This is a genomic window from Bacillus sp. RCC_6_1, from assembly GCF_041360755.1.
Classification (GTDB): Bacteria; Bacillota; Bacilli; order Bacillales; family Bacillaceae_G; genus Bacillus_A; species Bacillus_A cereus.
The window spans coordinates 192,117-210,433 of record NZ_JBFUPV010000003.1 but is presented as its reverse complement, the minus strand read 5'-3'; the positions used below and the strand labels follow the sequence as shown (position 1 = coordinate 210,433).

The following is an 18,317-nucleotide window of genomic DNA, read 5'->3' as shown; positions in this document are numbered from 1 at the left end:
ACCTCTTATCCTTTCGGTTTGAATAACAATGCTCCAATGAAGCCGAAAATAATAGCCGCTGATACACCGGCGCTCGTTACTTTAAACATGCCGGTAATAACGCCAACGATGCCATGTTTTGCAGCTTCTTCCATTGCGCCATGAACGAGGGCATTACCAAAGCTTGTAATAGGTACAGTTGCCCCGGCTCCAGCGAAATCAATTAATGGCTCATACAAATTAAATCCATCTAATATAGCTCCAGCAACAACGAGTGTTGCCATTGTATGAGCAGGTGTTAGTTTGCCGACATCAAACATAAGTTGGCCGATTACACATATAAGTCCGCCAATGACGAAAGCCCAGAAAAAAATCATTGCGTTGCACCTCCAAATTCAATCGAAACGGCGTGAGCGATACACGGAATTGTTTCTTCTTGTTGGAATGTAAGTGGAGATAGTAAAGCGCCTGTCGCAACGACAAGTATTTTTTTGAACTCTCCTCTTTTCATTCGGTTTAATAAATGACCGTATACGACTGTTGCGGAACATCCAGGTCCGCTAGCACCAGCTATGACAGGTTGTCCTTCTCTATAAATGATAATTCCGCAATCTTGAAATTGTTCGCTCGTTACTTTCGTTCCGTGTTTATGTAGTAAGTCATAAGCAATTTCGCGTCCTACATGTCCGAGATCACCTGTTACGATTAAATCGTAGTAAGAGGCATCAATTTGACGTTCACGTAAATGGGCTTCAATTGTATCAACTGCAGCTGGAGCCATTGCGCCTCCCATATTAAACGGATCCGTTAATCCCATATCAACCACTCGGCCGATTGTTGCAGAGGTTACTCTTGGACCGTGTCCAGTATCGCTTAAAATAGCGGCTCCTGCTCCGGTTACTGTCCACTGTGCAGTAGGCGGCTTTTGTCCACCGTATTCGGTAGGGTAGCGGAACTGTTTTTCTACAGCTGTATTATGGCTTGAAGCTCCAGTTAATAAATATTTTGCACCTTTTGCATTTACGATACTTGCCCCAAGTGCTAAACCTTCCATAGAAGTAGAGCAAGCCCCGAATAATCCGAGATAAGGAGTCCCAAGTGTGCGGCAAGCAAAGCTTGTTGGAGTAATTTGATTAATTAAATCTCCTGCGAGTACGAATTGAATATCATCTTTACGAAGCTCTGCTTTTTCAGTAGCGCGACTACAAGCTTCTTCGAATAAAATCTTATGTGCTTTTTCATAGGAATCTTGTCCGAGCCATAAATCTTCATGAAGGATATCGAAGTCTTCTGGGATGTTCCCCTTTGCTTCAAATGGTCCACCGACAACCCCTGTTGAAATAATGACTGGTTTGTTTTCAAATACCCACGTTCGGTGTCCTTGTAACATTTATAGCCCTCCCCATTGAACGAGAATAGTTTTAATAAGTGCGATGACGAAAGCGGAAAATACACCAAATAAAATAACAGAACCAGCTAGTTTAAACATATTACCGCCGACACCAAGTACAAAACCTTCCGTTCGGTGTTCAATACACGCGGAGATAACAGAGTTACCAAATCCAGTGACAGGTACAGCTGTTCCAGCACCTGCAAACTGACCGAGACGATCGTATACACCGAATCCGGTTAGCAACATTGAGATAAAAATGAGAGTTGCGACTGTTGGATTTCCTGCTGAGCGTTCGGTAAAATCGAAATACGTAATATAAAAAGTTGATATCAGTTGCCCGATTAGGCAGATAAAACCACCAACGAAAAAGGCCTTTAAACAATTTTTTAGAACAGGGCGTTTCGGTTCGCGTTCTTGCTCAAATTTTTTGTATTCCTGTTGTACAGGGGTTAAGTTTTTATCTTTACTTGACATTGCAATCCTTCCTTTTCTATTCGAAAGCGTTAAGTGTTAGATTCCATTTCTGATCCGATTAGCTTTAACTGTTTTTTGATCTCATCTTTAGATACTTCTTTTTTCTTAATTTTGTTTGCAAGCTTTTCGAGTAACATAAAGATTTTTTTATCTGTACTAACACGAACATCGAAAGTAGGATATTCATCACTTAGTTGCTTTTGAAGTTTCTTGCGCAAAGGTTTTAATCCAAACCTTTCATGATGCTCAGGTATAACCGCTATGTAGAGATCTAAATTTGAATTCACTGCTGCGCTTTTTATAATTTCATCCATAGCGAGGGCCTTTTTCTTAGCTCCTTGCGATATAGATTGATTAAAGGATTCTGTACTCATCTTTGTTAATTTTGGACCCTTTTCTTTTTCTGTTCGTTTTGTTTCTTCTTTCCTTACCTTTTTATCTAATGGGCTATGATCACAACCGGTAAAAGAACTAAATAGAAGTATAAATAACGCGGTTATAAGTCCAATCTTTCGCATAATCATCATTCCATTTCTATTGCAATATGTAATGTGATAGAAAAAGGATGACTGCATATCATCCTTTTTCTATTTCACAGCAAGACTGATTCGTTATTGCTGTGAGTATTGTGGTTCTTCTTGTTGGACTTCTTCAACACGTGGGTTTAAAGAATCGATAATCGTTTGTGTTTGCTGCGCAGCTGTTTGGAAAAGTTGCTTAGCTTGTTGGTTATCCGTATCAAGAGCGAATCCCTCTAAGCTAGCTTGTGCACTTTTTAATCCAGAAACAGTCTGCTTTAATTTTGTAATTACAGTCATTGAATGAAGCCCCCTTTGGAATATCAATTCAAAGATTATAATTTGTGAGTTGGGGAGAATTTATGATTGGAAAATTTAGGGGTGGAATGGATTTTATATGCTTTTAGCTAAGATGCATAAGGTATTACGGGGATATTTTTATTGATTTAGATGGATTTTATTGCTATTATTATGAGAAGAAAATGAAGTGTTTTCTATAATCATGCGCCCATAGCTCAGTCGGATAGAGCGGTGGTTTCCGGTACCACGTCTGCCGGGGGTTCGAATCCCTCTGGGCGCGTCAAAAAGTCCTAACTTACGTTTTGTAGGTTAGGACTTTTTTTATTTACCTCTTGTTATATCTAGTAATAAGATTTACTATTAGTACTTGATAATAATTTTTAATTTTATTATTTTCTTTCAATATTATTCAAATTTCGGTTGTAAGTTGTAAATCTCATTAATACATATAAATTAATAATATTTTGGAATGGGTGTCTGCGTGAGGATTCTCCTTTTACCAAACTTATTGTACAATAGAAACAAGGGGGAGATTAGTTTGAAGGCAAGTCTTTTACAAGAACAAAGCTTACGTTTGGCAATGACACAAGAGTTAAGGCAAGCGATTACAATGCTCCAGTATAATGTACAAGAATTATCGGAGTTTTTGTATGAGCAATCGTTAGAGAATCCCCTTATTGAGTTAGGTGGTTTTGAGAGGGAGAAGAAAAAGAGCTCTAACAACAGTAAAAGTACCAGCAAACAAGTCGAGAATCAGATGGAGATCTACAGTGTGGATTCTACAACGATTCAGCAACATTTATTAAATCAAATACAGTATTATAAAATAGATGAAGAAGAGCGAAAAGTAGCTTCTTTCATTATTATGAACATGGATGGAAATGGATATTTACAAGAAACGAATGAAGAGTTAGCAGAGCTCCTTTCTGCACATATTCATGTAGTCGACCGTTCTGTAGAGCTTGTCCAATCACTGGAGCCAGCAGGGGTAGGGGCGCGTAATATTCAGGAATGTTTAACCTTACAATTGAAGCGCTTACAAAGACGTAATGGATTAGCAGAAGAGGTTGTAGAAGATCATTTCGCTTATTTTGTGAAGAAAGATTGGCGAAAGCTCGTTCAAGTGTTGAAGTGTAGTAATGAGGAATTGCAGATTGCGGTAAATTGTATAACGTCATTACAACCAAAACCAGGTCTTGCGTTTTCTTCAGATAAACCACTTTACATTGTACCTGATATGGCGGTGAAAAAAGATGGCGATCGCCTCGTTTTACAAATGAATGAGAGAAATATGCCGAGAATTGAAATTCATTCTGAATATAGTGCGCTTCTTAATAATAGTGAAAGTGAAGTAGCATCTTACGTATCAGAAAAGTATCAGCATGTGCAGTGGATTATGCGCAGTTTGAAGCAGAGAAAACAGACATTGCTGCAAGTAATGACTATTATTATGGAAAAACAACGTGATTTCTTCTGGAAAGGTCCAGAGTATTTAAGACCTCTCGCTTTAAAAGAGGTAGCGGAAGAGTTAAGTGTGCATGAATCGACAATTAGTCGTGCGACGCGAAATAAATATGTGCAAACACCACACGGTTTATTTGAGATGAAATCGTTCTTTAGCAATGCCGTTTCGACGACTGAAGATGAAGCAGTTTCTACAAAACGTGTAAAACAATTTATTCAAACGCTAATTGGGGCAGAGGATAAGAAAAAGCCACTTTCAGATCAAAAGATTTCAAAATTATTAGAAGAAGAGCATGAAATTGTTATTTCTCGAAGAACAGTGGCGAAGTATAGAGAACAAATGCATATCCCAGCTTCGTCATTACGAAAAACGATCGGATAGGTGAAGAAGATGAAAGTTGTACTGTATACTAAAAAAGATTGTGGCCTTTGCGTGAAGGCGAAACAAGTTTTACAGGAAGTACAATGTGAATATTCTTTTCAAATCGAGGAAATAGATATATATGAAGATAATGACCTTTTAGAAAAATATCACTTAATGATTCCGGTTGTAGAAATGGACGGAAAACAAGTAGAATATGGTAACATTCACAAAGGTGTCATAATAAACTATATAAAGAATGCAGTTAAGAGTTGAATAAGTTTCTATCTCCTGTTACAATAATACACGTAGCAGGGATTATTTTTTTAACCTATGTGGGACACAAAATGTCACTACGGGACGTAAAGTGACCACGAGGGAAAATGAACCGATGTAGTGAGGAGAAAAGATATGCGCTCATGGATTCAGAACACAAAAAAATTATTACCTGATCTGCTACCTGTTATGCAAACGAGAATGCAAATTCTTCAATACATTAGGCTCATGCAGCCGATTGGAAGAAGAAACTTATCAGCAAGTCTCGGTATGACAGAACGAGTATTGCGAAGTGAAGTTCAAGTTTTGAAAGAACAAAACTTAGTTCACGTCGCTTCTTCTGGAATGACTTTGACAGAAGAAGGAACAGCTTTAGTTCTTGCTTTGGAAGACTTTATGAAAGAAATTTCCGGGTTAAAGGTTTTAGAAAAGCAACTTAAGGAAACATTAGACTTGGATGAAGTTTTCGTTGTCCCTGGTGATAGTGATGAATCACCTTGGGTCAAACTGGAGATGGGCCGTGCTTGTGTGACTTGTATAAAAGACCGTCTGACAGCGAATAATATCGTTGCTGTGGCTGGAGGAACTACGCTAGCTGCTGCTGCGGACATGATGCAACTTGATTGCAAAGATTTACATATGCTGTTTGTCCCAGCACGTGGTGGAATTGGAGAAGGTGTTGAATTAGAAGCCAATACCATTTGTGCCAAGATGGCGCAAAATACGATGAGTAATTATCGCTTATTGTATGTTCCAGACCATGTTAGTAGCGAAGCATATGCGTCTATTGTGACAGAGCCTTCCGTGAAAGAAGTTCTTGAGTTGATTCGATCTTCCAATATCGTCATTCATGGAATAGGTGATGCGTTAACAATGGCACGTCGCAGAAGTACTTCAGAAGCAGATTGGTTAAAGATTCAGGCAAGCGAAGCAGTTGGCGAAGCTTTCGGTTACTACTTTAATGAAGAAGGAAATGTTGTTCATAAAGTAAGAACGGTTGGTATGCAACTAGAGGACTTACAAAATGTATCTCACGTTGTTGCAGTCGCTGGAGGTTCTTCAAAGGCAAAAGCAATACAGGCTGTAATTAAACAAGGGCACACTTCAATTCTAATTACAGATGAAGGTGCAGCAAAACAGTTAACAAAGGGTTTTACCCTTTAATATAATCCCCCAAGGAGGAAATTCAAATGACTAAAATTGGTATTAATGGATTTGGACGTATCGGACGTAACGTATTCCGCGCAGCTCTTAACAACTCTGAGGTAGAAGTAGTAGCAATCAACGACTTAACAGATGCTAAAACATTAGCTCACCTTTTAAAATATGACACAGTTCACGGAACTTTAAATGCAGAAGTATCTGCTAACGAAAACAGCATCGTTGTTAACGGTAAAGAAATTAAAGTTATCGCTGAGCGTGACCCAGCTCAATTACCATGGAGCGACTACGGAGTAGAAGTAGTAGTAGAATCTACTGGCCGTTTCACTAAAAAATCAGATGCTGAGAAACACTTAGGTGGATCAGTTAAGAAAGTTATCATCTCAGCTCCAGCTTCTGACGAAGATATCACTGTAGTTATGGGTGTTAACCACGAACAATACGATGCAGCTAACCACAACGTAGTATCTAACGCTTCTTGTACTACAAACTGTCTAGCTCCATTCGCTAAAGTATTAAACGAAAAATTCGGCGTAAAACGCGGAATGATGACAACAATTCACTCTTACACTAACGACCAACAAATCTTAGACTTACCACACAAAGATTTACGTCGTGCTCGTGCAGCAGCTGAAAACATGATCCCAACATCTACTGGTGCAGCTAAAGCTGTAGCATTAGTATTACCAGAACTTAAAGGTAAATTAAACGGTGGCGCTGTACGTGTTCCAACTGCTAACGTTTCTCTAGTTGACTTAGTTGTTGAACTTGACAAAGAAGTAACAGTTGAAGAAGTAAATGCAGCATTCAAAGCAGCAGCTGAAGGCGAATTAAAAGGTATCCTTGGATACAGCGAAGAGCCATTAGTATCTATCGACTATAACGGATGTACAGCTTCTTCTACAATCGATGCATTATCTACAATGGTAATGGAAGGTAACATGGTTAAAGTACTTTCTTGGTACGATAACGAAACTGGTTACTCTAACCGCGTAGTAGACCTAGCAGCTTACATGACTTCAAAAGGTCTTTAATTCTTAATTATATAAGTTATCAATGACAAAACGAGGGAGAGGGTTTGTTCCCTCTCTCTCTTCTTTCGTTTTAAAAGCAAATGTGTTAAGCTTTTGAGTGGGTTTTGTCAATCCTAACTAGTAGTCGGAGGGAAATCCAATGAACAAAAAATCAATTCGTGACGTAGATTTAAAAGGTAAGCGTGTATTTTGCCGCGTTGATTTCAACGTACCTATGAAAGAAGGCAAAATTACAGATGAAACTCGTATCCGTGCAGCTCTTCCTACAATTCAATATTTAGTAGAGCAAGGTGCGAAAGTTATTTTAGCAAGTCACTTAGGCCGTCCAAAAGGTCAAGTAGTAGAAGAAATGCGTTTAACTCCAGTAGCAGCACGTTTAGGCGAGCTTCTTGGTAAAGACGTTAAAAAAGCGGACGAAGCATTCGGACCAGTTGCACAAGAAATGGTTGCAGCAATGAACGAAGGCGACGTATTAGTTCTTGAAAACGTACGTTTCTATGCGGGCGAAGAAAAGAACGATGCAGAACTTGCGAAAGAATTTGCAGCACTTGCTGACATCTTCGTAAACGATGCATTCGGTGCAGCTCACCGTGCTCACGCTTCTACAGCAGGTATCGCAGACTACCTACCAGCAGTATCTGGTCTATTAATGGAAAAAGAGTTAGATGTACTTGGTAAAGCACTTTCTAACCCAGAACGTCCATTTACAGCTATCATCGGTGGTGCAAAAGTAAAAGATAAAATCGGTGTAATTCGTCATCTATTAGACAAAGTAGATAACTTAATCATCGGTGGTGGACTTGCTTACACATTCGTTAAAGCTTTAGGTCATGAAATTGGTCTATCTCTATGTGAAGACGACAAGATCGAACTAGCTAAAGAATTTATGCAACTTGCAAAAGAAAAAGGCGTAAACTTCTACATGCCAGTTGATGTTGTAATCACTGAGGAATTCTCTGAAACTGCAACAACTAAAATCGTTGGTATCGACTCTATCCCTTCTAACTGGGAAGGCGTGGACATCGGTCCTAAAACACGTGAAATTTATGCAGATGTAATTAAAAATTCTAAGCTTGTTGTATGGAATGGACCAATGGGTGTATTCGAAATGACTCCATTCGCAGAAGGTACAAAAGCAGTAGGACAAGCATTAGCAGATGCAGAAGATACATACTCTGTTATCGGCGGTGGTGACTCTGCAGCAGCTGTTGAAAAATTCGGTATGGCTGATAAAATGAGCCACATTTCTACTGGCGGCGGTGCGTCATTAGAATTCATGGAAGGTAAAGAGCTTCCAGGTGTAGTTTGTCTTAACGACAAATAAGTAGCAGCCAAAGAAAAAGGACGGTGCAAAGCATGCGTAAACCAATTATCGCAGGTAACTGGAAAATGAATAAAACTCTATCTGAAGCAGTTAGCTTCGTAGAGGAAGTTAAAGGTCAAATCCCAGCAGCTTCAGCTGTTGATGCAGTAGTTTGCTCTCCAGCTCTATTCTTAGAGCGCCTTGTAGCAGCAACTGAAGGAACTGACTTACAAGTAGGTGCACAAAACATGCACTTCGAAAAAAATGGTGCATTCACTGGCGAAATTAGCCCAGTAGCACTTAGCGACTTAAAAGTTGGCTATGTAGTACTTGGCCACTCTGAGCGTCGTGAAATGTTTGCTGAAACAGATGAGTCAGTAAACAAAAAGACTATCGCAGCATTTGAACATGGTTTAACACCAATCGTATGTTGTGGTGAGACTTTAGAAGAGCGCGAAAGCGGAAAAACATTTGATCTAGTAGCAGGTCAAGTGACAAAAGCACTTGCAGGTTTAACAGAAGAGCAAGTTAAAGCAACTGTTATCGCTTATGAGCCAATCTGGGCTATCGGTACAGGTAAATCTTCTTCTTCTGCAGATGCAAACGAAGTATGTGCGCACATCCGTAAAGTTGTTGCAGAAGCTGTTTCTCCAGAAGCTGCAGAAGCTGTTCGTATCCAATACGGCGGTAGCGTAAAACCAGAAAACATTAAAGAGTATATGGCACAATCTGACATCGACGGCGCTTTAGTTGGCGGTGCTAGCTTAGAGCCTGCTTCGTTCTTAGGTCTTCTGGGGGCGGTAAAATGAGAAAGCCAACAGCTTTAATCATTCTTGACGGTTTCGGACTTCGTGAAGAAACTTACGGGAATGCTGTAGCACAAGCTAAGAAACCTAATTTTGATGGTTACTGGAACAAATTCCCTCACACAACGCTTACAGCTTGTGGCGAGGCAGTAGGTCTTCCAGAAGGTCAAATGGGTAACTCTGAGGTTGGTCACTTAAATATCGGTGCTGGCCGCGTAGTATATCAAAGCTTAACACGCGTTAACGTTGCAATTCGTGAAGGTGAGTTCGATAAGAACGAAACTTTTCAAAATGCAATTAAAAGCGTAAAAGAAAAAGGTACTGCACTTCATTTATTCGGTTTACTTTCTGACGGTGGTGTGCACAGTCACATGAACCATATGTTTGCTCTTCTTCGCTTAGCAGCAAAAGAAGGCGTGGAGAAAGTTTATATCCATGCATTCTTAGACGGCCGCGATGTTGGACCACAAACAGCAAAAGGTTATATCGATGCAACGAATGAAGTAATTAAAGAAACAGGAGTAGGACAATTCGCGACTATCTCTGGTCGTTATTACTCTATGGACCGTGACAAGCGTTGGGATCGCGTAGAAAAATGTTACAGTGCTATGGTGAATGGTGAAGGCCCTACTTATAAATCAGCAGAAGAGTGTGTAGAAGACTCTTATGCTAACGGTATCTATGATGAATTCGTATTGCCGTCTGTAATTGTTAACGAAGATAACACGCCAGTTGCAACAATCAATGATGATGATGCAGTTATCTTCTATAACTTCCGTCCAGACCGTGCAATTCAAATTGCTCGTGTATTTACAAACGAAGACTTCCGTGAGTTCGATCGTGGTGAAAAAGTACCTCACATTCCAGAATTCGTATGTATGACACACTTCAGTGAAACTGTAGATGGATACGTGGCATTCAAGCCAATGAACCTTGATAACACTTTAGGTGAAGTTGTTGCGCAAGCGGGATTAAAGCAACTTCGCATCGCGGAAACTGAAAAGTATCCGCACGTTACATTCTTCTTTAGCGGTGGTCGTGAGGCTGAATTCCCAGGAGAAGAACGTATCTTAATTAACTCACCAAAGGTTGCAACGTATGACTTGAAACCTGAAATGAGCATTTACGAAGTAACGGACGCTTTAGTAAATGAAATCGAAAATGATAAACATGATGTTATCATTCTTAACTTTGCGAACTGTGATATGGTTGGCCATTCTGGGATGATGGAACCAACAATTAAAGCAGTAGAAGCAACTGACGAATGTTTAGGAAAAGTTGTAGAAGCGATTCTTGCAAAAGATGGTGTAGCACTTATTACTGCTGACCATGGTAATGCTGATCAGGAGTTAACTGCTGATGGTGGTCCTATGACAGCTCATACAACTAACCCGGTTCCTTTCATCGTTACAAAAAATGATGTAGAGCTTCGTGAAGGTGGTATTTTAGGAGATATCGCTCCAACAATGCTTACACTTTTAAATGTGGAACAACCGAAAGAAATGACAGGTAAAACAATTATTAAATAATTTGCTTATATAAAAAGGAGAGAATTTATTATGCCAACAATTATTGATGTTTATGCTCGCGAAGTCCTTGACTCTCGTGGTAACCCAACTGTAGAAGTAGAAGTTTATACAGAAAGCGGCGCTTTCGGACGCGCTATCGTACCAAGTGGTGCATCTACTGGTGAACACGAAGCAGTAGAATTACGTGACGGTGACAAATCTCGTTACCTTGGTAAAGGTGTTATTAACGCAGTAAACAACGTTAACGAAATTATCGCTCCAGAAATCGAAGGTTTCGATGTAACTGACCAAGCTGGTATCGACCGTGCTATGATCGAATTAGATGGCACTCCAAACAAAGGTAAACTAGGCGCTAACGCTATCCTTGGTGTATCTATGGCAGTAGCTCACGCAGCAGCTGACTTCGTAGGTCTTCCATTATACCGTTACCTTGGTGGATTCAATGCAAAACAATTACCAACTCCAATGATGAACATCATCAACGGTGGTTCTCACGCTGATAACAACGTTGACTTCCAAGAGTTCATGATCTTACCAGTTGGTGCTCCAACATTCAAAGAATCAATCCGTATGGGTGCTGAAGTATTCCATGCACTTAAAGCTGTATTACATGACAAAGGTCTTAACACTGCAGTAGGTGACGAAGGTGGATTCGCTCCAAACCTTGGTTCTAACCGTGAAGCTTTAGAAGTAATCATCGAAGCTATCGAAAAAGCTGGTTACAAAGCTGGCGAGAACGTATTCTTAGGAATGGACGTTGCTTCTTCTGAGTTCTACAACAAAGAAACTGGTAAATATGACCTTGCAGGCGAAGGCCGTACTGGCTTAACTTCTGCAGAAATGGTTGATTTCTATGAAGAGCTTTGCAAAGACTTCCCAATCATCTCTATCGAAGATGGTTTAGACGAAAACGACTGGGATGGTCACAAATTATTAACTGAGCGTATCGGTGATAAAGTACAATTAGTTGGTGACGATTTATTCGTAACTAACACTCAAAAACTTGCTGAAGGTATCGAAAAAGGTATCTCTAACTCAATCTTAATTAAAGTTAACCAAATCGGTACTTTAACTGAGACTTTCGAAGCTATCGAAATGGCTAAACGTGCTGGTTACACAGCAGTTGTATCTCACCGTTCTGGTGAAACTGAAGATGCTACAATCGCTGACATCGCAGTTGCAACTAACGCTGGCCAAATCAAAACTGGTTCTATGAGCCGTACTGACCGTATTGCTAAGTACAACCAATTATTACGCATCGAAGACGAACTAGGCGAAATCGCTGTTTACGATGGTATCAAATCTTTCTATAACATCAAACGATAATTGTAGGAAATAAACGACAGACCGTGAGAAATCACGGTCTGTTTTTTTATGCTAAAATTGTTCACCCGTCATAAGTGACATGAAATGTTTGAAGAAGCGGTTATAGTCAAAATCAATTGCGATTTGATGAACCGGCCAATCAATAAATGGCTTCTGGTTCACTAAAGAGCGAAATTCCCCTATGCTTGCTCCTTGTGCAGAGGATTCTGTCATGACAACAATAGGTGATTTATGATACGTGAACATAGAGTTATCAAATAAAGCGAGTATTGGCATTGTGTCATGGAAAGGGCTGCCTTTTAAATGTGGTAGGGCGTCTTTATAATATCCGTAGTAATAATGATCAAATAACGGTTTGACAAGTGGAGCTTTTCCTTTTGCCTCAATGTATTCTGCCATTTCTGGTGTAATGATGGAGTATTGAGTGACGTTTAATGGGTATATGTACATGTTAACTGCGGATTGAAGGACTATATTAGCAGCAGTAGGATCGCCATAAAAGTTTGCTTCGGAAATAGGGGTAACATTACCAGGATGTAAAAAGGCACCGCCCATTACGTAGTAAGATTTAATTTGTTTCATTAACTGTTTGCACATGATAAACAAAATTGCTAGGGAGGTAAGTCTTCCTAAACTCACAATGATTAATTCATCTTTATACTGTTCAATAAGAGGAATGACTTCAAAAAAATTCTCCATTTCTCCGTTAGTCACATTCACCTTTGGAATAATTGGACCGAGCCCCTGTTTCCCATGTACATCCGTAAAAAACGCAGGTGGGGCACCAGTAAGGGGACGTTCTGAACCACCGAATATCTTGATATTTCTATTCTTTGTTTCGTTATTAAAAAAATGAGCATTTTCTACGGCCATTTTTTTTGGAACATTGCCGTAATCAGCAACGATACCGACGATTTCTATTTCATCGATAAAGAATGCTAAGAGGAGAGCCATCGTATCATCAATCCCAGGATCACAAAAAATGAGAACTTTTTTGGGCATATGTTCACCACCTATCTTGTTTATCCGGTACAAATCCGCTTGGTGAGGGCTAATAATTAATGGGGATGAGGAAAACCTCAATGATTAAAGTTTCACTTTATATATATGTAAGTTTAAGGATAAAAAGATTATTTTATTGAAATAATAGTCTTTTAAATTCAGAAAATAAAAACTTTTTATATTAGGTCAAGGTTTTTGACATAATTTTTGTTTAGAAATGCAGTCATATCAAGGTTGTAAGCGTATAACATAGGCTGTTTTTGCTGTCAAGTTGATAAATTGCAGCTTTTTACAATTTATACTATGATAAAGATATTAACAGAAGATCGTATAAACATGAGGGATGATGAACATGAAATTTACAAAGATTCTTGTCCAAATTGCTGCTCTTTACGTGTTTTATATGGTTGGAACTTGGGTGCAAGAAATGTTAAACATTCCAATTCCAGGAAGTTTGATTGGAATGTTCCTCTTACTTGTTTTACTTAGCCTAAAAGTTCTTCCAGTGAAATGGTTCGATTTAGGAGCAGAAACACTCGTTGCTATTATGCCGTTTTTATTAATTCCGCCAACGCTTGGCCTAATGAATTACGGTGCTTTTTTTATGAGTAAAGGAATTTCTCTTTTCATTACAGTTGTAGCGAGTACATTTTTAATTATTATTGTCGCAGGACATACAGGACAATATCTTGCGAATAGGAAGGAAAGAGAGTCGCGATGAGCCAAATATTAATCGGAGTCGGTTGGGTTCTTTTTACGGTGCTATTATATCAATTATCTAAAAAAATCTATAAATTATTTCCAACACCATTCACCATTCCAATGCTTGTAGCAACTGGATTAATGGCTTTCCTATTTATCGTGCTTGATATACCATATCAACATTATATGGAAAGTGGTGGTGGCTGGATTGCAAAGCTACTTGGACCCGGTGTTGTAGCATTTGCAATTCCTCTTTATAAACAACGTCATGTTCTGCAAAAATATGTTGTACCGATTGCTGGCGGGGTATTAGTAGGTACAACAGTTGCAATCGCTAGTGATTTTGCGATTGCTTCACTTATGGGAACGGATAAAAGCTTAATCTTATCGTCATTACCAAAATCGGTGACAATGCCAGTTGCGATGAGTGTTTCTGAACAAGTTGGTGGTGTACCTTCCTTAACAGCAGCTTTCGTTGTTATCGCAGGTATTACTGGAACGATTACAGGCCCACTTTTATTAAAATGGAGCCGTGTTACAAACTCAGTTGGTAAAGGTATCGGATTTGGATGTGCTTCTCATATTATGGGCGTGATGAGAGCAATGAAAAATAATGAGCATGAAGGTGTTATTGGATCGGTAACAATGACATTAACAGCAATTTTGACATGTTTACTTGGACCGTTATTTGCGATGATGTTTATGTAATAGAAGAAAAGCGAGAGCGCCCCTATAGCTCTCGCTTTTCTATAGAATTTATGCTACAGTTACAATAACTGAATCTTTGTAGGAGGTACGCCAAGTGCATACGTTATTATCAGTTTTACTTATTATTGTATCGATTTTAATGATTGTTATGGTACTTATGCAATCTAGTAATAGCTCAGGCCTTTCAGGTGCAATTTCAGGCGGTGCGGAGCAATTATTTGGTAAGCAAAAGGCACGTGGAATTGAAGCGGTATTAAACCGTATTACAATTGTTTTAGCTGTATTGTTCTTTGTATTAACAATTGGTGTTACGTACTTCAATTTATAAAATTGAAAGAAGAAGCGTTAGTGAATGGTACTAATGGTTCTTCTTTTTTTGTTTTGCTATTTGAAAGATGTTTCTAATTAGATTATAGAAATACAAATATGGTACACTAGATATAGAAAGAATACGACTAGATTACAGAAGAGAAAGAGGAGAAATACATGATGAAATTAGCATCTCCGAAACCATTTACATTTGAGGGTGGAGACCGCGCTGTTTTATTACTACATGGATTCACAGGGAACTCAGCTGATGTACGTATGTTAGGGCGTTTCTTAGAAAAGAAGGGCTATACTTGTCATGCGCCAATTTATAAAGGGCACGGTGTACCACCAGAAGAGCTTGTTCATACAGGGCCTACAGATTGGTGGCAAGATGTAACGGAGGCATATCAGCTTTTAAAAGATAAAGGTTTTGAGAAAATTGCTGTTGTTGGATTGTCACTTGGCGGCGTATTTTCTTTAAAATTAGGTTATACAGTACCGGTTTTAGGTGTAGTACCAATGTGTGCACCGATGTATATTAAGAGCGAAGAAACGATGTACCAAGGTATATTGGCATATGCCCGCGAATATAAAAAACGTGAGCAAAAATCACCTGAACAAATTGAACAAGAAATGTTGGAATTCCAAAAGACACCGATGAATACATTAAAAGCATTACAACAATTAATTGCTGACGTACGTAACAATGTGGATATGATTTATGCGCCAACATTTGTTGTACAAGCACGTCATGACGAAATGATTAATACAGATAGTGCTAACATTATTTATAACGGTGTAGAATCTACGTTAAAAGACATTAAATGGTATGAAGACTCTACGCATGTCATTACACTTGATAAACAACGTGACGAGCTACATGAGGATGTATATAACTTCTTGGAGCAACTAGATTGGTAAGATCTAGTTGCCTCTTTTTTTCATAAGGAATTTTTTGTGAAAACTGTAAAAATCATAAGGGGAGTATTGAAGTTTCACTTTATACATCCCCTATCTTTCGGATACACTAAATAATATAAGGTTTTAAAGGAGGTATTTTTGCTTGGAAGAAATCATACAAGAACATATTGATAAGTTGTTATTATTTATGAGAGAAGAAGCGTATAAACCGCTAACGATACAAGAGTTAGAAGAGGCATTTGGGATTGAAGGTTCTGAGGGCTTTAAAGATTTCGTAAAGGCACTTGTAACGATGGAAGAAAAGGGACTTGTTATTCGTACTCGTAGCAACCGTTACGGTCTTCCTGAAAAGATGAATTTAGTAAGAGGTAAGTTAATTGGACATGCACGTGGTTTTGCATTCGTTGTACCAGACGAGAAGAAAACAGGAGACGATGATCTTTTCATCCCGCCTACAGAATTAAACGGTGCACTTCATGGCGATACAGTATTAGCACGCCTTAGTTCTCAATCGAGCGGTTCGCGTCAAGAAGGTTCAATTGTACGCATTTTAGAGCGTGGAACGAAAGAACTAGTTGGTACATATACAGAATCGAAAAACTTTGGATTCGTTATACCTGACAATAAGCGCTGGACGAGTGATATCTTTATCTTGAAAAGCGCATCGATGGGTGCTGTAGAAGGTCATAAAGTAGTTGTGAAAATTACGAGCTATCCAGAGAATCGTTTAAGTGCAGAAGGTGAAGTTATTCAAATTCTAGGTCATAAAAATGATCCAGGAGTAGATATTTTATCTGTCATTCATAAACATCATTTACCTTTAGCATTCCCTGAGGAAGTGATGGAGCATGCAAACAGTGTACCAGAAACGATTTCAGAAGAAGATTTAAAAGATCGCCGCGACCTGCGCGATCAAATGATCGTAACGATTGATGGTGCAGATGCGAAAGACTTAGATGATGCTGTTACAGTAACGAAGCTTGAGAACGGTAACTACAAGCTAGGCGTTCACATTGCGGATGTAAGTCATTACGTTCAAGAAGGCTCTCCAATTGATGTTGAAGCAGCGGAAAGAGCGACGAGTGTATATCTTGTTGACCGTGTAATCCCGATGATTCCGCATCGTCTATCTAACGGTATTTGTTCATTAAATCCGAAAGTAGACCGTCTGACGTTATCTTGTGAAATGGAAATCAACAATTTAGGTGATGTTGTTAAACACGAGATTTTCCAAAGTGTGATTAAAACGACAGAGCGTATGACGTATGCTGACGTAAGAAGCATTTTAGAAGATGAGGACGAAGAGTTAATTAAGCGTTATGAGCCGCTCGTACCGATGTTTAAAGAGATGGGTCAATTGGCACAAATTTTACGTGAAAAACGTATGCGCCGTGGTGCAATTGACTTTGACTTTAAAGAAGCGAAAGTATTAGTGGATGAAGAAGGAAAACCGACTGATGTTGTTATGCGTGATCGTTCTGTTTCAGAGAAGTTAATTGAAGAATTTATGCTTGTTGCGAATGAAACAGTAGCAGAGCACTTCCACTGGATGAACGTACCGTTTATGTACCGTGTCCATGAAGATCCGAAAGAAGATAAGCTTGAGCGTTTCTTCGAGTTTGTAACGAACTTCGGATATGCGGTAAAAGGACGTGCGAATGAAGTGCACCCTCGTGCGCTGCAACAAATTCTTGAAATGGTTCAAGGACAGCCAGAAGAAGTAGTTATTTCAACAGTTATGCTTCGTTCTATGAAGCAAGCTCGTTACGATGCGGATAGTTTAGGACATTTCGGTTTATCAACTGAGTTCTACACACATTTCACATCACCAATTCGTCGTTACCCAGATACAATCGTTCATAGATTAATTCGTGAATACATTATTAATGGTAAAGTCGACAACGAAACGCAAGCAAAATGGCGTGAAAAATTACCTGAGATTGCAGAGCACTCTTCTAATATGGAACGCCGTGCTGTTGAAGCAGAGCGTGAAACAGATGAGATGAAAAAAGCAGAGTATATGGTTGATAAGATCGGTGAAGAGTATGACGGTATGATTAGTTCTGTAACAAACTTCGGTTTATTCGTAGAGCTTCCAAATACAATTGAAGGTCTTGTACACGTTAGCTACTTAACGGATGATTACTACCGTTATGACGAGCAACATTTCGCTATGATCGGAGAACGTACAGGAAACGTATTCCGCATCGGTGATGAAATTACAATTCGCGTTATTAACGTAAACAAAGACGAGCGTGCAATCGACTTTGAAATCGTTGGCATGAAAGGCACACCTCGCCGTAAGTTCAAAGATCGTCCAGTCGTTATTGAACAGCCAAGAACAGGCAGAAAGAAACGCGGTGGACGTAGCGAGCGCAGTAATGAGCGCGGCGGTGAACGTGGCACAGGTAGAAAATTTGACCGTGGTGGCAAAGGAAAAGGAAGAGGATCCGCATCTGCATCCGCTTCTGCTAGCCAGCCAGGAAAAAAAGATGGTAACGGTAAGAAGAAAAAAGCATTCTTCGAAAACGTACCAGGATTCAAGAAGAAAAAGAAAAAGCGTAAGTAAGAAAAGAGTGGCTTCGCTTTGATGAAAAGCGGGGCCGTTTTCTTTTTTCTTCGTGGCTTGAGAGCGAGCCACTTTCGCTTTTTATATAATCCAGCTACAGTGGCTAGAATCTGTTGGCCATTTCACTCCCTCGGACGAAGCAAAAAGCGCTTCTCTGTCGGGAGTTCCAATGTCCAAAGATT

19 protein-coding genes and 1 tRNA gene are annotated in these 18,317 nt (G+C 39.3%); 14 read left to right on the top strand and 6 right to left on the bottom strand.

Annotation, left to right across the window (positions count from 1 at the left end):
• Positions 1-5 precede the first annotated feature (5 nt).
• From spoVAE to AB6801_RS13170, 5 genes are all read right to left on the bottom strand, one after another.
• Positions 6-356 carry a stage V sporulation protein AE gene (gene spoVAE, locus AB6801_RS13190; protein WP_000575919.1) on the bottom strand — a complete coding sequence of 117 codons (351 nt, stop codon included), beginning with the start codon at positions 354-356 and terminating at the stop codon, positions 6-8.
• Entirely contained in the window at positions 353-1,369 is a 1,017-nt protein-coding gene (gene spoVAD, locus AB6801_RS13185) for a stage V sporulation protein AD (protein ID WP_000938972.1), read from the bottom strand. Before spoVAD ends, spoVAE begins: the two co-directional genes overlap by 4 nt.
• The gene (spoVAC, locus tag AB6801_RS13180) at positions 1,370-1,846 is read right to left on the bottom strand and encodes a stage V sporulation protein AC (RefSeq protein ID WP_000095408.1); all 477 of its coding nucleotides are present in this window, start codon (positions 1,844-1,846) and stop codon (positions 1,370-1,372) included.
• A gap of 29 nt (positions 1,847-1,875) precedes the next feature.
• On the bottom strand, positions 1,876-2,364 hold the full coding sequence (locus tag AB6801_RS13175; protein ID WP_087948320.1) for a YhcN/YlaJ family sporulation lipoprotein: 489 nt from the start codon (positions 2,362-2,364) through the stop codon (positions 1,876-1,878).
• 93 nt (positions 2,365-2,457) lie between these two features.
• Positions 2,458-2,664 (bottom strand): DUF1657 domain-containing protein, encoded by a 207-nt coding sequence (locus AB6801_RS13170; RefSeq protein ID WP_000216166.1) that lies wholly within the window; start codon positions 2,662-2,664, stop codon positions 2,458-2,460.
• A gap of 204 nt (positions 2,665-2,868) precedes the next feature.
• On the opposite strand from AB6801_RS13170, the gene AB6801_RS13165 reads away from it, so the two are divergent.
• The 9 genes from AB6801_RS13165 to eno all read left to right on the top strand — a co-directional run bounded on the left by AB6801_RS13165 (position 2,869) and on the right by eno (position 11,924).
• Positions 2,869-2,944 (top strand) — tRNA-Arg (locus AB6801_RS13165).
• 258 nt (positions 2,945-3,202) lie between these two features.
• Positions 3,203-4,510, top strand: coding sequence for an RNA polymerase factor sigma-54 (rpoN, locus tag AB6801_RS13160; RefSeq protein ID WP_000647952.1), 1,308 nt, complete (start codon positions 3,203-3,205; stop codon positions 4,508-4,510).
• 9 nt (positions 4,511-4,519) lie between these two features.
• Positions 4,520-4,765 (top strand): glutaredoxin family protein, encoded by a 246-nt coding sequence (locus AB6801_RS13155; RefSeq protein WP_000869730.1) that lies wholly within the window; start codon positions 4,520-4,522, stop codon positions 4,763-4,765.
• Between the two features lie 135 nt (positions 4,766-4,900).
• A complete protein-coding gene (gene cggR / locus AB6801_RS13150) occupies positions 4,901-5,929 on the top strand; it encodes a gapA transcriptional regulator CggR (protein ID WP_001258185.1) in 1,029 nt (342 codons plus the stop codon).
• Positions 5,930-5,955: 26 nt separating this feature from the next.
• Positions 5,956-6,960 (top strand): type I glyceraldehyde-3-phosphate dehydrogenase, encoded by a 1,005-nt coding sequence (gap, locus tag AB6801_RS13145; protein ID WP_000161236.1) that lies wholly within the window; start codon positions 5,956-5,958, stop codon positions 6,958-6,960.
• 139 nt (positions 6,961-7,099) lie between these two features.
• Positions 7,100-8,284 (top strand): phosphoglycerate kinase, encoded by a 1,185-nt coding sequence (locus AB6801_RS13140; RefSeq protein ID WP_001036350.1) that lies wholly within the window; start codon positions 7,100-7,102, stop codon positions 8,282-8,284.
• 32 nt (positions 8,285-8,316) lie between these two features.
• Positions 8,317-9,072 (top strand): triose-phosphate isomerase, encoded by a 756-nt coding sequence (gene tpiA, locus AB6801_RS13135; RefSeq protein ID WP_001231038.1) that lies wholly within the window; start codon positions 8,317-8,319, stop codon positions 9,070-9,072.
• Complete coding sequence (gene gpmI / locus AB6801_RS13130) at positions 9,069-10,598, top strand: 2,3-bisphosphoglycerate-independent phosphoglycerate mutase (protein WP_001231158.1); 1,530 nt, start codon at positions 9,069-9,071, stop codon at positions 10,596-10,598. Before tpiA ends, gpmI begins: the two co-directional genes overlap by 4 nt.
• Before the next feature lie 30 nt (positions 10,599-10,628).
• Entirely contained in the window at positions 10,629-11,924 is a 1,296-nt protein-coding gene (gene eno, locus AB6801_RS13125) for a phosphopyruvate hydratase (protein ID WP_001142111.1), read from the top strand.
• 51 nt (positions 11,925-11,975) lie between these two features.
• Here eno and AB6801_RS13120 read toward each other — a convergent pair whose 3' ends face one another.
• Entirely contained in the window at positions 11,976-12,926 is a 951-nt protein-coding gene (locus AB6801_RS13120) for a nucleoside hydrolase (RefSeq protein WP_001125050.1), read from the bottom strand.
• A gap of 352 nt (positions 12,927-13,278) precedes the next feature.
• Here AB6801_RS13120 and AB6801_RS13115 point away from each other — a divergent pair, with 352 nt between their 5' ends.
• From AB6801_RS13115 to rnr, 5 genes are all read left to right on the top strand, one after another.
• On the top strand, positions 13,279-13,647 hold the full coding sequence (locus tag AB6801_RS13115) for a CidA/LrgA family holin-like protein (RefSeq protein WP_000673222.1): 369 nt from the start codon (positions 13,279-13,281) through the stop codon (positions 13,645-13,647).
• Positions 13,644-14,336, top strand: a complete 693-nt coding sequence (locus AB6801_RS13110; RefSeq protein WP_000078309.1) for an LrgB family protein — start codon at positions 13,644-13,646, stop codon at positions 14,334-14,336. Before AB6801_RS13115 ends, AB6801_RS13110 begins: the two co-directional genes overlap by 4 nt.
• A 94-nt stretch (positions 14,337-14,430) precedes the next feature.
• On the top strand, positions 14,431-14,664 hold the full coding sequence (gene secG / locus AB6801_RS13105; protein WP_000557264.1) for a preprotein translocase subunit SecG: 234 nt from the start codon (positions 14,431-14,433) through the stop codon (positions 14,662-14,664).
• 161 nt (positions 14,665-14,825) lie between these two features.
• Positions 14,826-15,566: a carboxylesterase gene (estA, locus tag AB6801_RS13100; protein WP_000761986.1), complete on the top strand. Its 741-nt coding sequence runs from the start codon at positions 14,826-14,828 to the stop codon at positions 15,564-15,566.
• Positions 15,567-15,708: 142 nt separating this feature from the next.
• Positions 15,709-18,135 carry a ribonuclease R gene (rnr, locus tag AB6801_RS13095; RefSeq protein WP_000391096.1) on the top strand — a complete coding sequence of 809 codons (2,427 nt, stop codon included), beginning with the start codon at positions 15,709-15,711 and terminating at the stop codon, positions 18,133-18,135.
• The last annotated feature ends 182 nt before the right edge of the window (positions 18,136-18,317 follow it).

Coding starts and splice junctions, on each gene's coding strand:
- spoVAE (WP_000575919.1), bottom strand. CDS start 356: ATGATTTTTTTCTGGGCTTTCGTCATTGGCGGACTTATATGTGTAATC.
- tpiA (WP_001231038.1), top strand. CDS start 8,317: ATGCGTAAACCAATTATCGCAGGTAACTGGAAAATGAATAAAACTCTA.
- AB6801_RS13110 (WP_000078309.1), top strand. CDS start 13,644: ATGAGCCAAATATTAATCGGAGTCGGTTGGGTTCTTTTTACGGTGCTA.
- AB6801_RS13120 (WP_001125050.1), bottom strand. CDS start 12,926: ATGCCCAAAAAAGTTCTCATTTTTTGTGATCCTGGGATTGATGATACG.
- AB6801_RS13115 (WP_000673222.1), top strand. CDS start 13,279: ATGAAATTTACAAAGATTCTTGTCCAAATTGCTGCTCTTTACGTGTTT.
- spoVAC (WP_000095408.1), bottom strand. CDS start 1,846: ATGTCAAGTAAAGATAAAAACTTAACCCCTGTACAACAGGAATACAAA.
- spoVAD (WP_000938972.1), bottom strand. CDS start 1,369: ATGTTACAAGGACACCGAACGTGGGTATTTGAAAACAAACCAGTCATT.
- eno (WP_001142111.1), top strand. CDS start 10,629: ATGCCAACAATTATTGATGTTTATGCTCGCGAAGTCCTTGACTCTCGT.
- AB6801_RS13175 (WP_087948320.1), bottom strand. CDS start 2,364: ATGCGAAAGATTGGACTTATAACCGCGTTATTTATACTTCTATTTAGT.
- AB6801_RS13170 (WP_000216166.1), bottom strand. CDS start 2,664: ATGACTGTAATTACAAAATTAAAGCAGACTGTTTCTGGATTAAAAAGT.
- gap (WP_000161236.1), top strand. CDS start 5,956: ATGACTAAAATTGGTATTAATGGATTTGGACGTATCGGACGTAACGTA.
- AB6801_RS13140 (WP_001036350.1), top strand. CDS start 7,100: ATGAACAAAAAATCAATTCGTGACGTAGATTTAAAAGGTAAGCGTGTA.
- AB6801_RS13155 (WP_000869730.1), top strand. CDS start 4,520: ATGAAAGTTGTACTGTATACTAAAAAAGATTGTGGCCTTTGCGTGAAG.
- cggR (WP_001258185.1), top strand. CDS start 4,901: ATGCGCTCATGGATTCAGAACACAAAAAAATTATTACCTGATCTGCTA.
- gpmI (WP_001231158.1), top strand. CDS start 9,069: ATGAGAAAGCCAACAGCTTTAATCATTCTTGACGGTTTCGGACTTCGT.
- estA (WP_000761986.1), top strand. CDS start 14,826: ATGAAATTAGCATCTCCGAAACCATTTACATTTGAGGGTGGAGACCGC.